The organism is Streptomyces sp. NPDC007917 (assembly GCF_042959105.1).
Taxonomy (GTDB): domain Bacteria; phylum Actinomycetota; class Actinomycetes; order Streptomycetales; family Streptomycetaceae; genus Streptomyces.
Window position 1 is genome coordinate 153,623 of sequence record NZ_JBIBKK010000012.1, and the last position, 18,558, is coordinate 172,180.

Genomic DNA, 18,558 nt, shown 5'->3' on the forward strand with positions numbered 1-18,558 from the left:
ATCACCCCCTCATCCACCACCAGGAGTCATCGATGTCGATGCGACGGCGTACCTTCCTCGGCAGGGCCGCAGCGGCCGGCGTGGGCTTATCCGCGTTCGGCGGGGCAGCGTTCGGCGGCACAGCGGTCGCCGGCACAGCGGCCGGTACCCCGGCACCCCATACGGCCACCCCGCGGCAGGCGCCCACACAGAAGTTCGCCATTGGGGTGCGGCAGTTCAACTGGTCCCGCGGAGGGCGCCAGATCCTCACGAAGGTCTTCTACCCGGCCGCCGGCACCCCGGGCGGCAATCCCATCCCCAACGCGCCCATCGCAAGCGGCGTCTTCCCCATCGCCGAGTGGAGCCACGGCATGGGGTGCAACTCCGACTGCTACTCGTCGCAGACCCACGACCTGGCCTCCGCCGGCTTCATCTGCCCCGCTCCCTCGTTCTCCGACAACACCAACATCGGCAGCGTCTACAACGGCAACTGGTCGAAGGACGTCTCCGAGGTCATCACCCGGACACTGGCGCTGAACAGCGCGTCGGGCAGTCCGTTCGCCGGGCACATCGACACCAGGGCCGGGGTCGGCGTATCCGGCCACTCGATGGGCGGTATGACCACCCACGGCCTGCTCACCGCCTGGCCGGACAACCGCATCGTCGCCGCCGTCCCGGTCGCCTGCGTGGACATGGGCAACCCGGCAGGCCTGGCCGCCAAGGTGCTGTTCATCCACGGCAGCAACGACGGGACCTGCAACATCAACTCGGCGCGGCAGGCGTACAACGAACTCCGCGCACCGAAGGCGTTCCTCACCCAGAACGGCGCCGACCACGGCTCGTTCCTGACTCCGCAATACCCGTACTACGCCCAGACGGAGAACACCTTCCTGGACTGGTTCCGCTGGGGCCTGTACGGCGACACCGCCGCCCGTGACCGCCTCCAGGGCGACGCCACCAGCAACGGCACCTCCTGGGTCGCGGCCCTGGGATAGCCCCGCCCCTTGGCCGGGCCGCCGGCCGGGCCCCGGGCAGAACCAGCTAGTTCTGCCCGGGGAGGTCGGTGGCGCGGCCGGCGCGGTGCGGCCGTTGATCCGGTGTGGGCCGGACGCCCGGCTCACGAAGATCATCCGTGTTCCGGCCCCCTGCGGTGTGCAGGGGCCCGGTCATGCGACCAGGCGCAGCCAGGCCGCCGCGAGTGCGGCGTGACCGGCCGGCGTCGGGTGGACGCCGGCCGCCGCCCAGTACTCCGGCCCGGTCGTCGGGGCGAGTTCGGCGAACATGCCGTCGGCGGCGAGCAGATGCGCGCCGTACTTGCGGGCGAGCCTGCGCACGACCTGGATCTTCGGGTCCAGGTCGGCGCGCCATTTCTTTCGCTCTTCCTCTCCGATGAGCGCGGCACCGGCCTCGACGACGCCGTGGATCGGCAGGAGGAATGGCTCGATGAGGATCAGCTTCGTGCCCGCCTCGGCGAGGGGTGCGAGCAGACGGTCATAACCCGCTTCGAACTCCTCCGCGGGGATCACGTACCCCTTCGGATCCAGCGTGTGCCAGCCCATGTCGTTGACCCCGACGAGGATCGACACCACGTCCGGGCGCGCGTCGAGTACGTCTGTCTGCCAGCGGGCTTCGAGGTCCATCACCTTCTCGCCCGCGTTCCCGGTGTTCAGCCAGGTCACGGGCCGGTTCGGGTGCCGGAGTCCCCACTCGCCCGCGACGCGCAGCGGGTAGCCGAACCCGAGACCGTCTTCGCTCTCCAGCCGTTGGCAGTCGGTGATCGAATCGCCGGTGAACATCACGGTGCTTCCCGGTCGGACGGTGATCGTCATATGCGCTCCTTGAACTCGGTGAGGAGAGGAAAGTGGCTGAGAACGTCGGGCTTCGCCTTGCATGGGCACCCGGCAGGACCTCTCGAAAGGTGTCAGGCCCCACCGACATGGGACCGACGGTCCCCGATATGCCACCGACGCCGGACTGACGGCCCCGATGTGGCCCCGACAGCCTGGGCGGGGGCCCCACGTGGGCTTGCCTCCGGGGCGGCCGTGGACGCCGGCGTCGAAGAAGTCGCGAAGTCGCGAAGTCGATCACACCGGAGAAGGTGCCGTCGGTGGTCAGGATGTTGGCCGGATGTCTGCCAGGTCGGGGTGTTGCTCGCGCGGCAGATCCCGGACCAGGTCCGCTGTGATGTCCATCTGGGTGGCTGTCATGTCGGGCAACGGGGGATGGGGTAGCGGTCGTCGGCCAGGACAGCCGTTGCCCTTCAACGTACACACCGGGGCCGTCGTGCGCGCGGGCAGGAGAGCGCGTCCCCGCGCCGGCGTCAGCCGACGCGCCCGGTGTGCCGCGGGTGCACAGCGGTCATCTCCGATGGAGATAACTGATATCCGCAGCCATCGCCGAGAGCGGGGAAGCAATGAGACGCGCCGCGCGCTTTCACCCGGTGAGAGCAGCGAGGAAGCCGCTCGACCACCACCAGACGTCATCGAAGAAGGTCCCGTGTCCCAGTCAATTGATCTGCGCACATCCGAGCCGCGCACATCACACCGCGCCGCGACCAGCACCCCCGCTCCCCTCGGCGTCCCGGGCCGGCTGGTCGCGCTGCTGGCCGTCGCCTCCGGTATGACGGTCGCCAACCTCTACTACGCGCAGCCCCTGCTGTCCTCGCTGCGCGATGTCTTCCACATCACGACGGCCACCGCGGGTGTCCTGATCACCCTCACCCAGGTCGGTTACGTGATCGGCATGCTCTTCCTGGTCCCGCTCGGCGACCGGCTGGAGAAGCGGAGCCTGATCACCGCCCTGCTGACGGTCACCACCCTGGCCCTGGTGGCGGCCGGCCTCGCCACCGGGTTCCCCATGCTGCTGGCCGCCTCCCTGACCAGCGGTGCCACATCGGTCGTCGCCCAGATCCTGGTGCCGTTCGCGGCGAGCCTGGCCCCCGACCACGCCCGCGGCCGGATCGTGGGCCGGGTGATGAGCGGCCTGCTCACCGGCATCCTGCTCTCCCGCACCGTGAGCAGCCTGGTCTCCGACGTCGCCGGCTGGCGCGTCGTCTACCTCGGCTCCGCGGCCCTGATGGCCGTCCTGGCCGTGGCCCTGCGGGCAGCGCTGCCCAAGCACGCGCCCACCACCTCGGTGCCGTACCACCACGTGCTGCGCTCCACCGTCGCGCTGGTGCGCACCCATCCCGCGCTGCTGCGCCGCGGCCTGTACCAGGCGGCGATGTTCGGTGCCTTCAGCGCCTTCTGGACCACCGTCTCCTACGTCCTGACCGGCCCCCACTTCCGCTACTCCCCCATCGGCGTCGGCATCTTCGCCCTGGTCGGAGCCGCCGGTGCGGCCATCGCCCCGCTCGCCGGGCACTGGGCCGACCGCAAGCTCGTCCGCCCCATGACCGGCGTCGCGTTCGCCGTCGCCGCGGTGGCCTCCGCGGTCGCCGGCTTCGGTCAGCACAGCATCGTGCTGCTCGCCCTGGCCGCGATCCTCATCGACATGGCCGTGCAGACCACCCTGATCCTCGGCCAGCACACCATCTACCAGCTCGACTCCAGCGCCCGGGCCCGTCTCAACTCGGCCTTCATCGCCACCTTCTTCCTCGGCGGCGCCCTGGGCTCCCAGCTCGGCTCGATCGCCTACCGCGCCGGCGGCTGGGGCGCCGTCAGCGCCCTCGGCGCGGCCCTGCCCGTGCTGGCGCTGCTGTACTGGCTCACCGAGCGCCGCGCCGCCGGACGGAAGACGGCCCCTGTTTCCAGGTGAGTGTGGCATCACCGGGAAAGCCGTGACTTGGAGCCCGGTGCGGTCCGTCCTCGCGGACCGCACCGGGCTGTCCGGTTCCTCCGCTCGGTGTCACAGGCACGACCCGGACATACGTTTACTTTGTCGAACATGCGTTCATTAACGGAATCTTTCACCGCACTTCCGCATCCGACGTGTGAAACCCGGGGAGCCTTTGAGCAGGATCGGCTCCGATGACACGGGAACCTCAAGCATGACGTGAAGCATCACAGCAAGCAGGTCCATGCCACACAACTCGGGGCACGCCAGTTTGTCTACTCGTTGTACAGGTTCTCTCACGAATGGGTGGGTGGGTGTGGAGTTAGGGATTCCCCTCAGCGTCGTCCTGGTTGATGATCACCCCGTGGTGCGCGCGGGCATCTCGGCGTGGTGTGCCGCCGCCGACGCGCCGATCAAGGTGGTGGCTGAGGGGGCGAACGTGTCGGTGGCGCTCCACGGGCCGGGGCGGGGGGCGGATGTCGTGGTCATGGATCTGCTGTTGCAGAACGGGCGGCCCGCGTACGACGAGCTGCAGGAGCTCGTGGCCCAGGAGCGCAAGGTCGTGGTGTATACCATGCGGGACAGCCAGGAGGCGGCGTTGACCTGCATGGATCTGGGGTCGGCCACCTACATCACCAAGGCGGAGGGGCAGCGGCACCTGGTCAAGGCGATCCGGGCCGCCGCTGAGGACATCCCCTATACGCCCCCGTCGCTGGCCGGCGCCTTCGGCAGCGACACCCGGCAGAGCCGGCCCGTGCTGTCCGTACGGGAGGTGGAGGTGCTGGTGGAGTGGTTCCAGTCGGAGTCGAAGGCCGTGGTCGCCCAGAGCCTGGGGATCTCCGAGCGCACGGTGAACACCTACCTGGACCGGGTGCGCATCAAGTACGCGAACGCCGGCCGCCCGGCGACCACGAAGGCCAAACTGGTGGCCAGGGCGGTTCAGGACGGGCTGATAGCTCTGGACGAGCTGTGATCCGGCACGCGGCCTCCACGAGGAGACGGTCCTCGGCGTGGACCGTGCGCACCCGGATCCCGTTGGCCGCGGGCGCGGGCGGCCGGTCCTGCAGCGCGTCCACCACGATGCCCACCCGCACCTGATCCCCGCCGCGGACGACGGTGACGCGCGCCGTCTGCCCGGCGGCGGCGAGGGCGGCGATGACCGGGTCCAGGAGCGCGCGGCGCAGGGGCAGCGGCAGTTCGAGGGGGTCGCCGCGGACGGCGAGTTGCACGGTGGTGCCGTTGCGCTCGGCGACGTCGATGCAGGCGCGCATCTCGTGGACCAGCGGGTCGAACGTACAGTCGCTCTCCGCGAACAGCCGCCTCAGCCGGGCGGCTTCCAACGCGCAGGCGCGCCGCACCTCGTCGTCCTCCGGGTCGAGGGAGCCGCTGGCGAGGCCGGTGAGCAGGGGGAGCACGGTGGTGTTCAGCTCGGCGTACCGGCGGCGCTGGTCCGCCTGGATCTGCCGGGCGACGGCGATACGGGTGCGCACCCGCTCCTGGGCCCGCAGGGCCTCGCCGATGGCTCTGCTGCTGTCGAGGAGGAGCTTCGCGCCGGCGGCGATGATCATCTGGAAGCAGCAGGCGGAGAGGACGCTCAGGGCCATGCTCGCTCCGGTGTGCCGCGAGGGCACCTGGACCGTCAGCAACAGGGCGCCGGTGACGGCCAGATGGCAGCCGAGGAAGACGCCGGAGACCACCGGCCCCCGGTCGGCGAGCAGGACGACGGCGAACCAGCCCGCGAGGGAGTAGGACCAGTGGGAGGTGGTGAGGAAGTAATGGTCCGCCGGGACCTGGGTGGTGGTGGCCACCGAGGCCGCGAAGACGCCGGTCAGCGCCGCCGGCACCCAGCCGCGCGGCCATGGGCGCCCGTCGAGGCCGAGGACGACGCTGCCGCCGAGGACCAGCGTGAGCAGTCCGTAGGCGGCGAGGGGGACAAAGGGGTGCCGGTAGTCGTCCAGAGCGCCGAGCAGGCCGGGCAGGGCGGCCCCGATGTGGAGGGTGACCAGGATGAGCAGCCCCCCGACGCGGATGCCGCGGAGCTGATGACGGGTGATCAGCTGACGGAAGTCCTCACCCACGCGGCCACTCCAGCCGCACCGTCGTACCGTGTCCGGGCCGGGACTCCACCGTGGCGCGGCCCCCCACGTTCCACATCCGTCCGCGGATCGAACGCTTGATCCCGATCCGCTGGGTGGGGATGCGCTCGGGGTCGAACCCCACCCCGTGGTCGGCGATGGTCACGACGATCACCTCCCCCGCGCGGTGCGCCGTCACCCGTACGACCTCGACGCCCGCGTAGCGGGCCACGTTGCGCAGCGCCTCGCCGAGACCGCCGCGCAGGGCCGCCGCGACGGGGCGCCAGGCCGTGCCCAGGTCCTCGTCGAATCTGCTGATGACGCGGAGGGGGTGCGCGACGATCTCGTCCAGCAGTTCGGCGGCCAGGTCCACCTCCCCCGCCACCGGCTGCTCGGCGCGCAGCCGCACGAGGTCTCTGGCGGCCTGGGCCCGCAGTGTCTCGGTCCGCATCGACGCCCACGGCGCCGACGCGATCAGCAGGGTCGCGCAGGCGGTGTCATGGAGCGCGGCCAGGTGCTCCCGCTCCGCGGCGCAGCGGGCCTCCGCCGCCTCCCCGTGCCGCCGTGCCCGCGCGGCCCGGTCGGCGGCGTCGTCGGCCGCCCGGCTCTCGCTGAACACCAGCCGGACCACGGCCCGGGCCAGGACGGTGTTCACCACCACCCAGATGACACTGCGCAGCACGCCGGGCCACTGGAGGTGCGGGTGCAGCGCGGCGCCCACCACATCCGCGCAGCACAGCCACAGCGTCGCCAGCATCGCGGTGCGCAGCGGCTGCATCAGCTGGTACGCCACGGCCGTGAAGTTGACGCACACCATGACCCATGTGCCCCCGTGCGTGGTCTGCGTCTCGGGGATGGTGAACCGCTGGCTCAGACACAGCGCCGTCATGACCGCCAGGTCCAGGGTGAGCAGCGACCTCGGCGGCATCGCCGGGGTGGTGGCCAGCCGCAGGTGGATCCAGCTCCAGGCGAGCACGGCCGCCGCGACCACCGCCGTGGGCGCCATCTCGTCCACCGGCATGGCCACCACGCCCAGCACGGCGCACGCGCTCATCACCCCGGCGCGCCCGTAGAGCGCCAACCGCCGGTTGAACGCGACGTATTCACGCGCCCAGGGCCCTCCCGAGCCGGGAAGGCGCGCCGCGGCCGGCGGGTCGATACCGGGCGACAGTGAGCGAATCGGCATGGGCATCCATCCTCGGCGGCCATCGATGTGGCGGGGCGGTAGAGGTGACCTCACGATCCGTGAGGAAATCGAAGCCTTTTGTCGGTCGAACGACCCTCACACCGGAGGACCCGGCGCGTCTAGGCTGGACCGAGCGCAGTGGCTTGGGGGCGCAGATCGGGATGATCTGGAAGCCCGCCCACGTCGGGCCCCCACAAGCCCTTTGCGAGCAAGAAGTATGCCGCCCATCGGCGCGCTTTCCGCCTCATGCCAACCTTCTCTTGGGTGTATAGCGAAGGGAATGCAGCCTTTTATGTCCGCATCTGCGCCCAATGTCATCCTGCTCGGCGGCCCCACGGAGCTGGCCGATCCGCACACCCGGTACGTCGATGACACCGAGTCGACCCTGAAGCTCCTCATCGGCAACGCGTACGAACACTTCGAGCCCACAGGCCAGTTCATGGAGCACCACGGGCGGCATCTGCGGGTCTTCGAGTGGATCCGCCGGACGTATGTCGCCGAGTAATCAGCCACGCGGCCAGGGCCCGGTCTTCGCCGGCGGGTTCACTCGCAGATGTGCGAGTCGAACCCCCGGCGAGCTCGGGCGGTGGCCTGCAGAACGAGTCCGCCAGGCGCGGTCCGTCAGGTCGAGGCGAGAACCGTGTGCCGGAGCTCCCTGAGTTTCCGGCCGGGTTCAAGCCCCAGTTCCCTGTCGAGAACACGTCTGGCGGACTCGTATATGCCAAGCGCCTCGGACTTCCGGTCGGAGCGGTAGAGGGCCAGCATCAGCTGTCGGTAGAACGTCTCCCGGAGCGGGAACTCGGCGACGAGGGAGTGCAGCCGGCCGACGAGTTCCCGATGGCGGCCGAGTTCGAGATACGCCTCGGCCGACATCTCAGCACATTCAATACGCATCTCGTCCAGCCGCTTAAGAAAACCGGTCACGATCGGTCCCGTCTGGACATTCCCGAACGCCGGGCCCCGCCACAGCGCCAGGGCCTGTTCGAAACACAGCGCCGCCTGCGCGGGCTCCTCGTATCTGACGTACTTCCGCCCGTCGGTGACCAGCTGCTGGAAGGCGTCGAAATCGCATTCGCTCGACGCCCTGCGCAGCATATATCCACCCGGGCGGGTGATGATGGGATTCTGCTGGCCCGAACGGCTCAGGAACTTGCGCAGCCGCGAAATGCAGACGTAGATACTCGCGGTGTCGCGCCGAGGCGGCAGCTCGCCCCAGATCTCTCTGGTGAGCTGTTCCGCCATCACGACCTGATCCGAGCGGATCAGCAGGACGGCGAGAACGGTAGCGAGTTTCTGCGCTCTGAGCGGCGAACCGCCCTTTTCGTCGACTACACGGAGAGGTCCCAAAATCTCGTACCGCACGAATTACCCCCTGTTCTGCTGTTCCTGGATGCGTGACGAGTCGGCGGTGCGCGCGATTCGGCTAGGCGGCTTCGAGTTCCGGGGCGTCGATGAGCACGGCATGGTGCAACCGCTTGAGGGCGGCGGACGGCTCAAGCCCGAGTTCCTCGCTCAGCACGGTCCGCGCCGACTGGTAGACACTCAGGGCGTCGGCCCTGCAGCCCGAACGGTAGAGCGCCAGCATGAGCTGCCGGTAGAACGCCTCGTTCAGCGGAAGCTCCTCTATCCGGGCGTAGAGGTAGCTGACGAACTCACGGTGGCGGCCGAGCTCCAGGCCGGCGTCCACGAACGACTCGACGCATTCCAGCCGGGCCTGCTCGGCCCAGCACACGAAGCCGTTGACGATCGCCCCGTCGCGCAGGTCCTCGAGGACCGGGCCGCGCCAGAGGTCAAGGCCCTCTTCGTAAGCCTCGCAGGCCTCATGGGTGCGCCCGGCCCGCTGTGCGGCCCGCCCCTGGCGCACCAGCCCCTGGAAGACATGGAAGTCCAGCTCGTCCGCGCCGAGACGCAGCACATACCCGCTGCGAGCGGTCACGATGGGGCTCTCGGTGCGGTTGGGGCGCCTGAGGAACTTGCGGAGTTGGGACACATAGACGTGGAGCGCCGCCACGGCCTGCCGCGGCGCCCGGGTGCCCCAGATCTCCTTCACCAGATCTTCGCTGCTCACCACCTCGTCGGCCCGCACGAGTAATGCCGCCAGCAGCACCTCGATCTTGCGGGCACTGATTGAGGTGACCGAAGATCCGTCAACCACGCGCAACGGGCCCAGTATCTCGTACCTCATGATACGCGAACTCCCCCCATCGCCGGCGTCGTGTCGAACCAGGAGTGCGCTCCATTGTGATCGAATTCGGCCAGCATCCGAAAAATTCACCCCGATTTTGGAAGCCTTTATGGTCGCGCTTCAGACCTCAGCGTCGATGCCTACCCACGCCACCGACAGCTTAGCCAGATCGCAGCCACCTCCGCGCATTTCACATGGCTGCAACATCGCCCCCAGTGAGGTTTTCGGTCAGATGGGAGGTGGTCTTCTGGCTACGGAGATCGACGGCGTTGCTCTGCGATCGACGGCTGCGCCGACTCATGGTGCCGAACTGCGCCCGGCATCACGGGCCGCGGTCCTCTCCGAAGGGCGAACAACCAGCAGCAGTGATCGCAGAGAGGGCAACATCAACGCATCCTAACTGTGCGGCGCGCGCCAGTGTGAGGGTCAATAGACCCACAACCAAATCGGCACATAGGGTGATTCGTCGATCGGTGACCGTCACCGTACCCTGCCGTTTCGGTGGCGGCCCCACGCAGGTCACCGCTCTGATCCGAAGCATCAGCGGGTCAAGTTTCGCCCGGCGTATACAAGGAGCTCCCCAGACATTCCCGGTTAGATCAACTTTAGAAAACATTCGGAGAATGAGCGCTGTTCGGGGCATCTCGTAAGCCATAGCCAGCGGTTTCGCGATTCAGGTATGGGGGTGTCATGGCCGGGAGCAGCCCGAGCCACGCGCAGCAGGCGGCGTCTCCCGTCGCGATCGTGGGGCTGGCCTGCCGGCTGCCCGGCGCACCCGATCCCGAGGCGTTCTGGCGCCTGCTGCGCGCGGGCGAGAACGCCGTCGTCCCGGTCCCGGACGACCGCCTGTCCGCCGAGCCCGGTTCCGCGCCGTACTTCGCCGGGCTACTGGAGCACATCGACACCTTCGACGCCGGATTCTTCGGCATCTCGCCGCGCGAGGCCACGGCGATGGATCCGCAGCAGCGGCTGATGCTCGAACTGGCCTGGGAGGCCATGGAGGACGCGGGGCTCGGCCCCGGGAACCTTGCGGGGTGCCGGACCGCGGTGTTCACCGGCGCGATCTGGGACGACTACGCCACGCTCCTCCACCGGCACGGGCCCAGCGACATCGCCATCACCCGGCACACGATGGCGGGCCTGCACCGCGGCATCATCGCCAACCGGATATCCCACCTCCTGGGCCTGCGCGGCCCGAGCCTCACGGTGGACGCGGCGCAGTCCTCCGGGCTCGTCGCCGTACACCTGGCCTGCGAGAGTCTGCGCCGCAGGGAGGCGGATCTGGCGCTCGCGGGCGGGGTGAACCTGATCCTGGCCGAGGAGAGCATGCGGATGGCGAAGGCCCAGTTCCAGGGCCTGTCGCCGGACGGCCGGTGCTACACCTTCGACGCGCGCGCCAACGGCTTCGTACGCGGCGAGGGCGGCGGAATGGTGCTGCTCAAGCCGCTGGCCGCGGCCGTCGACGACGGCGACCCGGTGTACTGCGTGATCGAGGGCAGCGCGGTCAACAACGACGGCGCCACCGACGGCCTGACCCGGCCGAGCGCCGAGGCCCAGACGGATGTGGTGCGGCAGGCGTGGCGGCGGGCCGCGGTGTCGCCCGCCGAACTCCAGTACGTCGAACTGCACGGCACCGGCACACCGGTCGGCGATCCGACCGAGGCCGCGGCCCTCGGCGCCGCGCTCGGCGGGCACCACCAGGACCAGCGTCGGGCCGCCCCCCTGCGGGTCGGCTCGGTCAAGACCAACGTGGGCCACCTGGAGGCCGCCGCCGGGATCGCGGGCCTGCTCAAGACGGCCCTGAGCATCCACCACCGGCGGCTCCCGCCGAGTCTCAACTTCGCCACCCCCAACCCCGCCATCCCGCTGGCCGAGCTCGGGCTGCGCGTCCAGACCGCGTTCGAGCCGTGGCCCGACGAGCGGCGGCGGCTCACGGCCGGGGTCAGCTCCTTCGGCATGGGCGGCACCAACTGCCATGTCGTCCTGGCCGAACCGCCCGCCGCCGCCACACCGTCGGACCGGCCCACGCCGCCCGGGGACGTGCCGAAGCGCACCGTCCCGCCGGTCACGCCGTGGGTCGTCTCCGCGGCGAGCCCGACGGCGCTCGCGGCCCAGGCCGCCGCGCTGTGCGAACACCTGCGCGCACACCCCGGACTCCACCCGGTGGACGTCGGCCACGCGCTCGCCACGACCCGGACGGCGTTCCCCCACCGAGCCGTCGTCCTGGGCACGGGGGTGGCCGAACTGCACGGCACTCTGGACGCGTTGGCGTCCGGGACACAGACGTCGGGGGTGATCCGCGGCCGCGCGGGCGGGGGCCGGGTCGCGTTCCTGTTCAGCGGCCAGGGCAGCCAGCGCCCCGGCATGGGCCGCGAGCTGTACACGGCGTACCCCGTCTTCGCCGACGCGCTGCGTGAGGTGTGCGGGCACCTGGACCCCTTGCTCGACACCGACACCCCGCTGCTGGACCTCATGTTCGCCGAGGCTCCCGCGGACGGTGAGCCGCCGCTGAACCGGACGGCGTACACCCAGCCCGCGCTGTTCGCCGTCGAGGTGGCCCTCTACCGCCTGGTGACGTCCTGGGGCCTGACCCCCGACCACCTGATGGGCCACTCGGTCGGCGAGATCACGGCCGCGCATGTGGCCGGGGTGCTGTCGCTGCCCGACGCCTGCACGCTGGTGGCGGCCCGGGGCCGCCTCATGCAGTCCATCACCACCCCCGGGGCGATGGCCGCCTGGCAGGCCACCGCCGAGGAGGCCGAGCAGGCGCTGGAGGCGCACGGCGGGCGGGTGGGCCTCGCGGCCGTCAACGCACCCGCCTCCGTGGTGATCTCCGGTGACCGCGAGGCCGTGGCGGAGGCGACCGCCGGCTGGCGGGCGCGGGGCCGCAAGGCCACCGTGCTGAAGGTCAGCCACGCCTTCCACTCCCCGCACCTGGACGGCATCCTCGGCGAGCTGCGCGCGGTCGCGGCCGGGCTGACGTTCGCCGCGCCCGCCATCCCCGTCGTCTCCAATGTGACCGGCGGGCCGGCCACCGAGGCCCAGTTGCGCTCCCCCGACTACTGGGCCGACCACGCGCGGCAGGCCGTACGGTTCGACGCCGGTGTGCGGCACCTGTGCGACGCGGGGGTCGACACCTTCCTCGAACTCGGCCCCGACGCCTCGTTGACCGGCATGGCGCGGGAGAGCGCCGCCGCATGGGCCGGGGACGCGCCTCGTCCGACGGCGGTCGCGGTGCAGCGCCGCGGCCGGCCGGAGGCGCACAGCTTCGTGTCGGCGATGGCCCAGGCACACGTACGGGGCGCGGCCGTCGACTGGGCGGCCGCCTTCGCGGGCCACGAGCCCCGGCGGGTACCCCTGCCGACGTACGCCTTCCAGCGCGAACGCCACTGGCCCGACGGGCTGGACGGGCGAGGGGCGGGGCGTACCCGGATCTCACCGGTCGCGCCGCCGGCCGAGGCGTCGCCGCGGGCCGATGCCGCGCCGCGGGCCGATGCTGCGCCGCCCGTCGATCGCGCGGCCACGGCCTCCGTGGGCGAACTGCTGGCGCTCGTCCGTACCCACGCCGCCCTCGTCCTGGGGCACGACAGCCCCGACGGCATCGACCCGGCCCTGACCTTCAAACAGCTCGGCTTCGACTCGCTGGCCGCGACGGAGCTGAGCGAACGCCTCGGCGCGGCCACGGACACCGCACTGCCCGCCACCCTCACCTTCGACCATCCGACGCCGAACGCCGTGGCGGCGTGGCTGCGCGCGGCGCACGAGGAGCAGCCGGCCACCGCCCCGACGGCGGCGGTCGGGGCGGCCACGGCCGATGACCCGGTCGCCGTGGTGGCCGTCAGCTGCCGCTACCCGGGCGGGGCCGACTCCGGCGAGGCGCTGTGGCGCCTGGTGGACGAAGGCGTGGACGCCGTGGGCGAGTTCCCCGGCGACCGGGGCTGGGATCTGGCCGAACTGTTCGGCCGGGCACCGGACGGGAGCGGCGGCAGCGCGACGGGCCGGGGCGGTTTTGTGTACGACGCGGGGGACTTCGACGCGGAGTTCTTCGGGATCAGCCCGCGTGAGGCGCTGGCCATGGATCCGCAGCAGCGCCTTCTGCTCGAACTCTCCTGGGAGTTGCTGGAACGGGCCCAGATCCCGCCGGCCTCGCTGGCCGGCAGCGCGACCGGCGTCTTCGTGGGCGCGACGGCGGCGGACTACGGGCCGAGGCTGCACGAGGCCGCCGCCGAGCTCGACGGACATCTGCTGACCGGTTCCACGCCGAGCGTGGCGTCCGGCCGGGTGGCCTACACCCTCGGCCTGGAGGGACCGGCGCTCACCGTGGACACGGCGTGTTCGTCGTCGCTGGTGGCGATGCACCTGGCCGCGCAGGCGCTGCGGCAGGGCGAATGCGATCTGGCGCTCGCGGGCGGTGTGACGGTGATGGCCACGCCGGGCATGTTCACTTCGTTCTCCCGGCAGCGCGGCCTGGCCCCGGACGGGCGGTGCAAGCCGTTCGCGGCCGCCGCCGACGGCACGGGATGGAGCGAGGGCGCCGGGCTCGTTCTGCTCGAACGCCTGTCCGACGCGCGCCGCAACGGCCACCAGGTGCTCGCCGTGATCCGCGGCTCGGCGGTCAACCAGGACGGCGCGAGCAACGGCCTGTCCGCCCCCAACGGCCCCTCCCAGCAGCGCGTCATCCGCCAGGCCCTGGCCAACGCCCGCCTCGGCCCCGCGGACGTGGACGCGGTCGAGGCCCACGGCACCGGGACGACGCTGGGCGACCCCATCGAGGCCCAGGCCCTCCTGGCCACCTACGGCGGGCACCGCCCCGACGACCGGCCACTGTGGCTGGGGTCCATCAAGTCGAACATCGGCCACACCCAGGCCGCCGCCGGTGCCGCGGGCGTCATCAAGATGGTCATGGCCCTGCGCCACGGCCGCCTCCCGGCCAGCCTCCACATCGACGCCCCCAGCCCGCACATCGACTGGTCCGGCGGCACGGTCAGGCTCCTCACCGAGCCCGTCGACTGGCCCGGGGCCGACCGGCCCCGCCGCGCCGCCGTCTCCTCCTTCGGCATCTCCGGCACCAACGCCCACCTCATCCTCGAACAAGCACCCGACCAGCCCGAACCGGAGCCCGCCACCGCCGCGGGCGGCGTGGTGCCCTGGGTGCTGTCGGCCCGTACCGCCGACGCGCTGCGTGCCCAGGCCGGGCGCCTGGCCGAGTGGGTCACCGCCAAAGCCCCGCCCTCCCCGGCGGACGTGGGGTGGTCGCTGGTCACCACGCGGTCGGCGCACCGCCACCGGGCCGTGGTCAGCGGTACGGACCGGGACGAGCTGCTGTCCGGGCTGCGCGCGGTGGCGGACGGCCCCGCGCCCGCCGCCGTCCCGGCGGGGTCCGCCCCCGGCCCGGTCATGGTGTTCCCCGGGCAGGGGTCGCAGTGGCGTGGCATGGGCGTGGAACTGCTGGACTCCTCCCCCGCCTTCGCGGCCCGCGTCGCCGCGTGCGAGGCCGCGCTCGGCGAGTTCGTCGACTGGTCCCTCACCGCCGTGCTGCGCGGCGCGCCGGGCGCGCCCGAGCCCTCCCGGGTCGATGTACTCCAGCCGTGTCTGTGGGCGGTGATGGTGTCGCTCGCCGCCGTCTGGGAGAGCTTCGGGGTGAAGCCCACCGCGGTCGTCGGACACTCACAGGGCGAGATCGCCGCCGCATGCGTCGCCGGGGGCCTCTCGCTCCGGGACGGCGCCAGGGTCGTGGCGCTGCGCTCCCGGGCCCTGCGCGCCCTCGCCGGCCACGGCACCATGGCCTCGCTCGCGCTGAGCGGCGAGGAGGCCGAGCGCTTCCTCGCGGACCTGGGCGCGGCGGCCGCGCGGGTGACGGTGGCGGTGTTCAACGGGCCGTTCTCCACGGTGGTGTCGGGGCCGACCGACCAGGTCACCGCGGTGGTGGCGGCGTGTGAGGCGGCGGGCCACCGGGCCCGCGCGATCGACGTGGACTACGCCTCGCACGGCCCGCAGGTCGACCGGCTCGCGGACACCATCCGCGCCGACTTGGCGGACCTCGCCCCCGGTGGATCGGGCGCGGTGTTCTACTCCTCCGTCACCGGCGCCCGGCAGGCGACGGAGGAGCTGGACGCCGACTACTGGTTCACCAATCTGCGCCGGCCGGTCCGGTTCGCCCCGGTGATCGACACCCTGCTGGCCGCCGGACACCGCGTGTTCATCGAGGTCAGCCCGCACCCGGTGCTGATCCCCGCGCTGCGGGAGTGCTTCGAGGCGGCCGATGTGGCGGCGGCCACCGTGCCGACGCTGCGCCGGGACCAGGGCGGCCCGGATCAAGTGGCGCGCGCCCTGGGGGACGGCTTCGCCGCGGGGCTCGCGGTCGACTGGAGCCGCTGGTTCGCGGGCGACGAGGGCGGCAGGGGCGACGAGGGCCACCGGCCGCGTACGGTCGAGCTGCCCACCTACCCGTTCCAGCGGCGGCGGTACTGGCTGGCGCCTGACCAGGGCCGCCGCGAGGGGCGTGCGGCCGGAGCCGGAACCCGGCCGGCCGGGCACGCCCTGCTGTCCTCGGCGGTCGAACTGGCCGACGGCGGCCTGGTGCTCAGCGGCCGGCTCCCCGGCGACGCGGCCTGGCTGGGCGCGCACACCGTGGCGGGCGTCCGGTTGGTGCCCGGCGCGGTCCTGGTGGACTGGGCGCTGCTGGCCGCCGACGAGGCGGGCGGGGCGTCGCTGGAGGAACTGCTGCTGCGCGCTCCGCTGGAGCTGCCCGGGGCATCCGGTGCGCCCGGAGCGCCCGGAGCGCCCGGAGGTGTGCTGGCGCAGGTCGCGGTCGGGGCCCCGGACGGGTCGGGCCGCCGTGAGCTGCGGATCTCCTCCCGGCCAGCCGAGGCCACCGCGGGCGGGGGGTGGACGTGTCACGCGGTCGGGTCGCTGGTCCCGGGCGGCCCGCCCGCTCCGGCGGACACCGGGGCGCCGGTCGCCCCCTGGCCGCCGGCGGGCGCCGAGGCGCTGGAGCCGGCCGGGCTGTACGAGCGGGCCGAGCGGCGCGGCTACGGCTACGGGCCCGCGCTGCGGGGAGTGGCGGCGCTGTGGCGGGACGGGACCGAGCTGGTCGCCGACCTGGTGCTGCCCGAGGAGGCCGGTGACGTGGGTGGCGAAGACGGCGGCGGTTCGGCCGGATTCGGTCTGCACCCGGTCCTGCTGGACGCCGCGTTGCAGCCCGCCCTGCTGACCGAGCCGGACGACGCGGGGGGCGAGGGAGAGGGGCCGGAGGCCCGGTTGTGGCTGCCGTTCGCGTGGAGCGGCGTCCGTCTGTGGGCGACCGGGGCGCGCGCCGCGCGGGTCCGGCTGACGCCGCTGGACGGGGACGGCGGGGACGATCGCGAGGTGCGGATCGAGGTGTCCGACCCGGCCGGGGCCCCCGTGCTGAGCGTGGCGTCGGTGGTGCTGCGCCCGCGCACCGTACGGCAGGTGCGCGGGGCGAGCGGGGCCGCGGCGGGTGGTCTCTTCGTCCTCGACTGGACTCCTGTGACGCCTCGGGAGCCGTCCGGCACCGAGGACGACGCCGGGTGTGTGGCCGTGCTGGGCGAGGCGCCGACGGAGCCGGGCGCGGACGGGTGCCGGGACACGTATGCGGACCTCCCGGCGCTGCTGGCCGCCCTGGACGCGGGCGTGCCCGCGCCCTCCGTGGTGGTGTGGCGGCCACCGACCGCCGACCCCGGCGCCGCGCCGGAGGACGCCGCCCTGTTCGCCGTACGGGGCGTGGCGGCGGCGCTGCGCACCTGGATCGGCGAACCGCGGCTGGCGGGCAGCCGTCTCGCGGTGGTCACTGGGTGTGCGGTCGCGGCGGGCGGCGCCGAGGGCGAGCCGGTGGACACGGCCGCGGCGGCTGCCTGGGGCTATGTGCGTGGTGTCCAGGCGGAACACCCCGGCCGCTTCGTCCTCGTCGATGTGGACACGGACACCGACATCGGCACCGACGTCGGCACGGTGGGGGCTCGGGCGGCCGCGCTCGGTGAGCCGACAGTCGCGGTGCGCGGAGACACGCTGCTCGCGCCACGCCTGGCGCGTTTCGCCGCCGCTTCGGGCGGCGTGGCGTTCGACCCGGAGGGCACGATCCTGGTCACGGACGCCGGGGGCCCGCTCGCCGGTGCGGTCGTCGAGCAGCTGGTGCGCGCGGAGGGCGTCCGCCACCTGCTGCTCGTACGGTTCGGCGGCACGGACGACACCGACGACGCGTACGGCACGCAAGACGCCCACGTACGCGTGGTCATGGTCGATCCTGGCGACACCGCCGCGCTCGAACAGGTCGTGGCGCAGGTCGATCCGGCCCATCCGCTGACCGGCGTCATCCATGTCGCGGGGCTGTCCGCCGACATCGAGACACGTGGCGCGGCGCGGGGGTGGGCCGTGGCGGCCGGGGCGGTGCGGGCGCTGCACCATGCCACCGCCGGGCTGCCGTCCGTCCGGTTCGTGACGCTCTCCGACGCCGCCACGGCCTGGGACGGCCCGGTCGCCCCCGAAAGGGCCGCGGCCGGTGCGTTCTGCGAGGCCGTGATGGACGTACGGCGCCGGGCCGGACTGCCGGGCCTCGCGGTGGCGTTCGGGCCCTGGGCCGCAGCCGATGCCGCAGCCGATGCCGACGGCGGCGACGACGACGGCGACGACGGCGGGCGCTGGACGGGGGTCCTCGGCGCGGACCGCGGGTTCGCACTGCTGCGCGCCGCCTGCCGCGCCGACGGACCGGGGCTGGTGGCGGCCGACATCCGTACCCGGGCCCTGACCGCCCACCCGGTCCATGAGCTGCCGGCCGCGCTGCGCGCGCTCGTCGCGGGGTCGGCCGGCCGGGCGCCGGTCCGGCCGGTGGCCGCCGCCGCGCCCGGCCGCGCCACCGACTGGGCGAGCCGGCTGGTGGGCCTCGGGCCGACCGAACGGCGCCGCGCCGTCCTGGAGCTGGTGCGCGATCACGCCGCCGCCGTGCTCGGGCAGCCCGACCCCAAGGCCGTACGGGCCGACGCCTCGTTCAAGGAGCTGGGCTTCGACTCGGTGACCGCCGTCGAGCTGCGCGACCGGCTGGTGGCGGCCGGCGGGCTGCGGCTGCCCGCCGCCGTCGTCTTCCGCCATCCGACGCCGGAGGCGCTGGCCCGCCGGATCGAGCAGCAGCTCGCGCCCGACGGCACGAACAACACCGACGGTGCGAACAACGCCGACGGTGCGGACAACGCCACAAAGAACGCTGGGAACAACAGCAACGGCCCGGCGCTCGACGCGGCGGACAAGCTCGCGTCGGCCACGGCCGACGAAATCCTCGACTTCATCGACAACGAGCTCGGCGTGCTCTCCGAGGCGCGTCCGCGCCCCTCCAACTGAAGGCAGGT

10 protein-coding genes are annotated in these 18,558 nt (G+C 72.5%); 5 read left to right on the forward strand and 5 right to left on the reverse strand.

Annotated features, from left to right (window positions below; all coding sequences use genetic code 11):
• The first annotated feature begins 32 nt into the window (after nucleotides 1–32).
• The gene (locus ACFZDL_RS24905) at nucleotides 33–974 is read left to right on the forward strand and encodes an alpha/beta hydrolase (protein WP_353592724.1); all 942 of its coding nucleotides are present in this window, start codon (nucleotides 33–35) and stop codon (nucleotides 972–974) included.
• Nucleotides 975–1,145: 171 nt separating this feature from the next.
• On the opposite strand, the gene ACFZDL_RS24910 is transcribed toward ACFZDL_RS24905, so the two are convergent.
• Complete coding sequence (locus ACFZDL_RS24910) at nucleotides 1,146–1,808, reverse strand: GDSL-type esterase/lipase family protein (protein WP_353592723.1); 663 nt, start codon at nucleotides 1,806–1,808, stop codon at nucleotides 1,146–1,148.
• Between the two features lie 760 nt (nucleotides 1,809–2,568).
• Here ACFZDL_RS24910 and ACFZDL_RS24915 point away from each other — a divergent pair.
• Together ACFZDL_RS24915 and ACFZDL_RS24920 are read left to right on the forward strand one after the other, a co-directional pair.
• Nucleotides 2,569–3,735, forward strand: a complete 1,167-nt coding sequence (locus ACFZDL_RS24915; protein WP_391192376.1) for an MFS transporter — start codon at nucleotides 2,569–2,571, stop codon at nucleotides 3,733–3,735.
• Nucleotides 3,736–4,069: 334 nt separating this feature from the next.
• A complete protein-coding gene (locus ACFZDL_RS24920) occupies nucleotides 4,070–4,726 on the forward strand; it encodes a response regulator (RefSeq protein ID WP_391192379.1) in 657 nt (218 codons plus the stop codon).
• On the opposite strand, the gene ACFZDL_RS24925 is transcribed toward ACFZDL_RS24920, so the two are convergent.
• Both ACFZDL_RS24925 and ACFZDL_RS24930 read right to left on the reverse strand, forming a co-directional pair.
• Nucleotides 4,632–5,831, reverse strand: coding sequence for a hypothetical protein (locus tag ACFZDL_RS24925; protein ID WP_353592720.1), 1,200 nt, complete (start codon nucleotides 5,829–5,831; stop codon nucleotides 4,632–4,634). The genes ACFZDL_RS24920 and ACFZDL_RS24925 overlap by 95 nt on opposite strands.
• The gene (locus ACFZDL_RS24930) at nucleotides 5,824–7,014 is read right to left on the reverse strand and encodes an ATP-binding protein (protein ID WP_353592719.1); all 1,191 of its coding nucleotides are present in this window, start codon (nucleotides 7,012–7,014) and stop codon (nucleotides 5,824–5,826) included. The genes ACFZDL_RS24925 and ACFZDL_RS24930 overlap by 8 nt, the downstream gene beginning before the upstream one ends.
• Before the next feature lie 292 nt (nucleotides 7,015–7,306).
• On the opposite strand from ACFZDL_RS24930, the gene ACFZDL_RS24935 reads away from it, so the two are divergent.
• Nucleotides 7,307–7,519, forward strand: a complete 213-nt coding sequence (locus ACFZDL_RS24935; RefSeq protein WP_353592718.1) for a DUF5988 family protein — start codon at nucleotides 7,307–7,309, stop codon at nucleotides 7,517–7,519.
• Nucleotides 7,520–7,635: 116 nt separating this feature from the next.
• Here ACFZDL_RS24935 and ACFZDL_RS24940 read toward each other — a convergent pair whose 3' ends face one another.
• The gene (locus ACFZDL_RS24940; RefSeq protein WP_353592717.1) at nucleotides 7,636–8,376 is read right to left on the reverse strand and encodes an AfsR/SARP family transcriptional regulator; all 741 of its coding nucleotides are present in this window, start codon (nucleotides 8,374–8,376) and stop codon (nucleotides 7,636–7,638) included.
• Between the two features lie 61 nt (nucleotides 8,377–8,437).
• Nucleotides 8,438–9,199, reverse strand: a complete 762-nt coding sequence (locus tag ACFZDL_RS24945) for an AfsR/SARP family transcriptional regulator (RefSeq protein ID WP_353592716.1) — start codon at nucleotides 9,197–9,199, stop codon at nucleotides 8,438–8,440.
• A 690-nt stretch (nucleotides 9,200–9,889) separates the two neighbouring features.
• Between ACFZDL_RS24945 and ACFZDL_RS24950 the strand changes: the two genes are divergently transcribed.
• The gene (locus ACFZDL_RS24950; RefSeq protein ID WP_353592715.1) at nucleotides 9,890–18,550 is read left to right on the forward strand and encodes a type I polyketide synthase; all 8,661 of its coding nucleotides are present in this window, start codon (nucleotides 9,890–9,892) and stop codon (nucleotides 18,548–18,550) included.
• Nucleotides 18,551–18,558 lie beyond the last annotated feature (8 nt).

Excerpts from the sequence above, each read along its gene's own strand:
- ACFZDL_RS24905 (WP_353592724.1), top strand. The coding sequence starts at position 33 with ATGTCGATGCGACGGCGTACCTTCCTCGGCAGGGCCGCAGCGGCCGGC.
- ACFZDL_RS24910 (WP_353592723.1), bottom strand. The coding sequence starts at position 1,808 with ATGACGATCACCGTCCGACCGGGAAGCACCGTGATGTTCACCGGCGAT.
- ACFZDL_RS24930 (WP_353592719.1), bottom strand. The coding sequence starts at position 7,014 with ATGCCGATTCGCTCACTGTCGCCCGGTATCGACCCGCCGGCCGCGGCG.
- ACFZDL_RS24935 (WP_353592718.1), top strand. The coding sequence starts at position 7,307 with ATGTCCGCATCTGCGCCCAATGTCATCCTGCTCGGCGGCCCCACGGAG.
- ACFZDL_RS24945 (WP_353592716.1), bottom strand. The coding sequence starts at position 9,199 with ATGAGGTACGAGATACTGGGCCCGTTGCGCGTGGTTGACGGATCTTCG.
- ACFZDL_RS24950 (WP_353592715.1), top strand. The coding sequence starts at position 9,890 with ATGGCCGGGAGCAGCCCGAGCCACGCGCAGCAGGCGGCGTCTCCCGTC.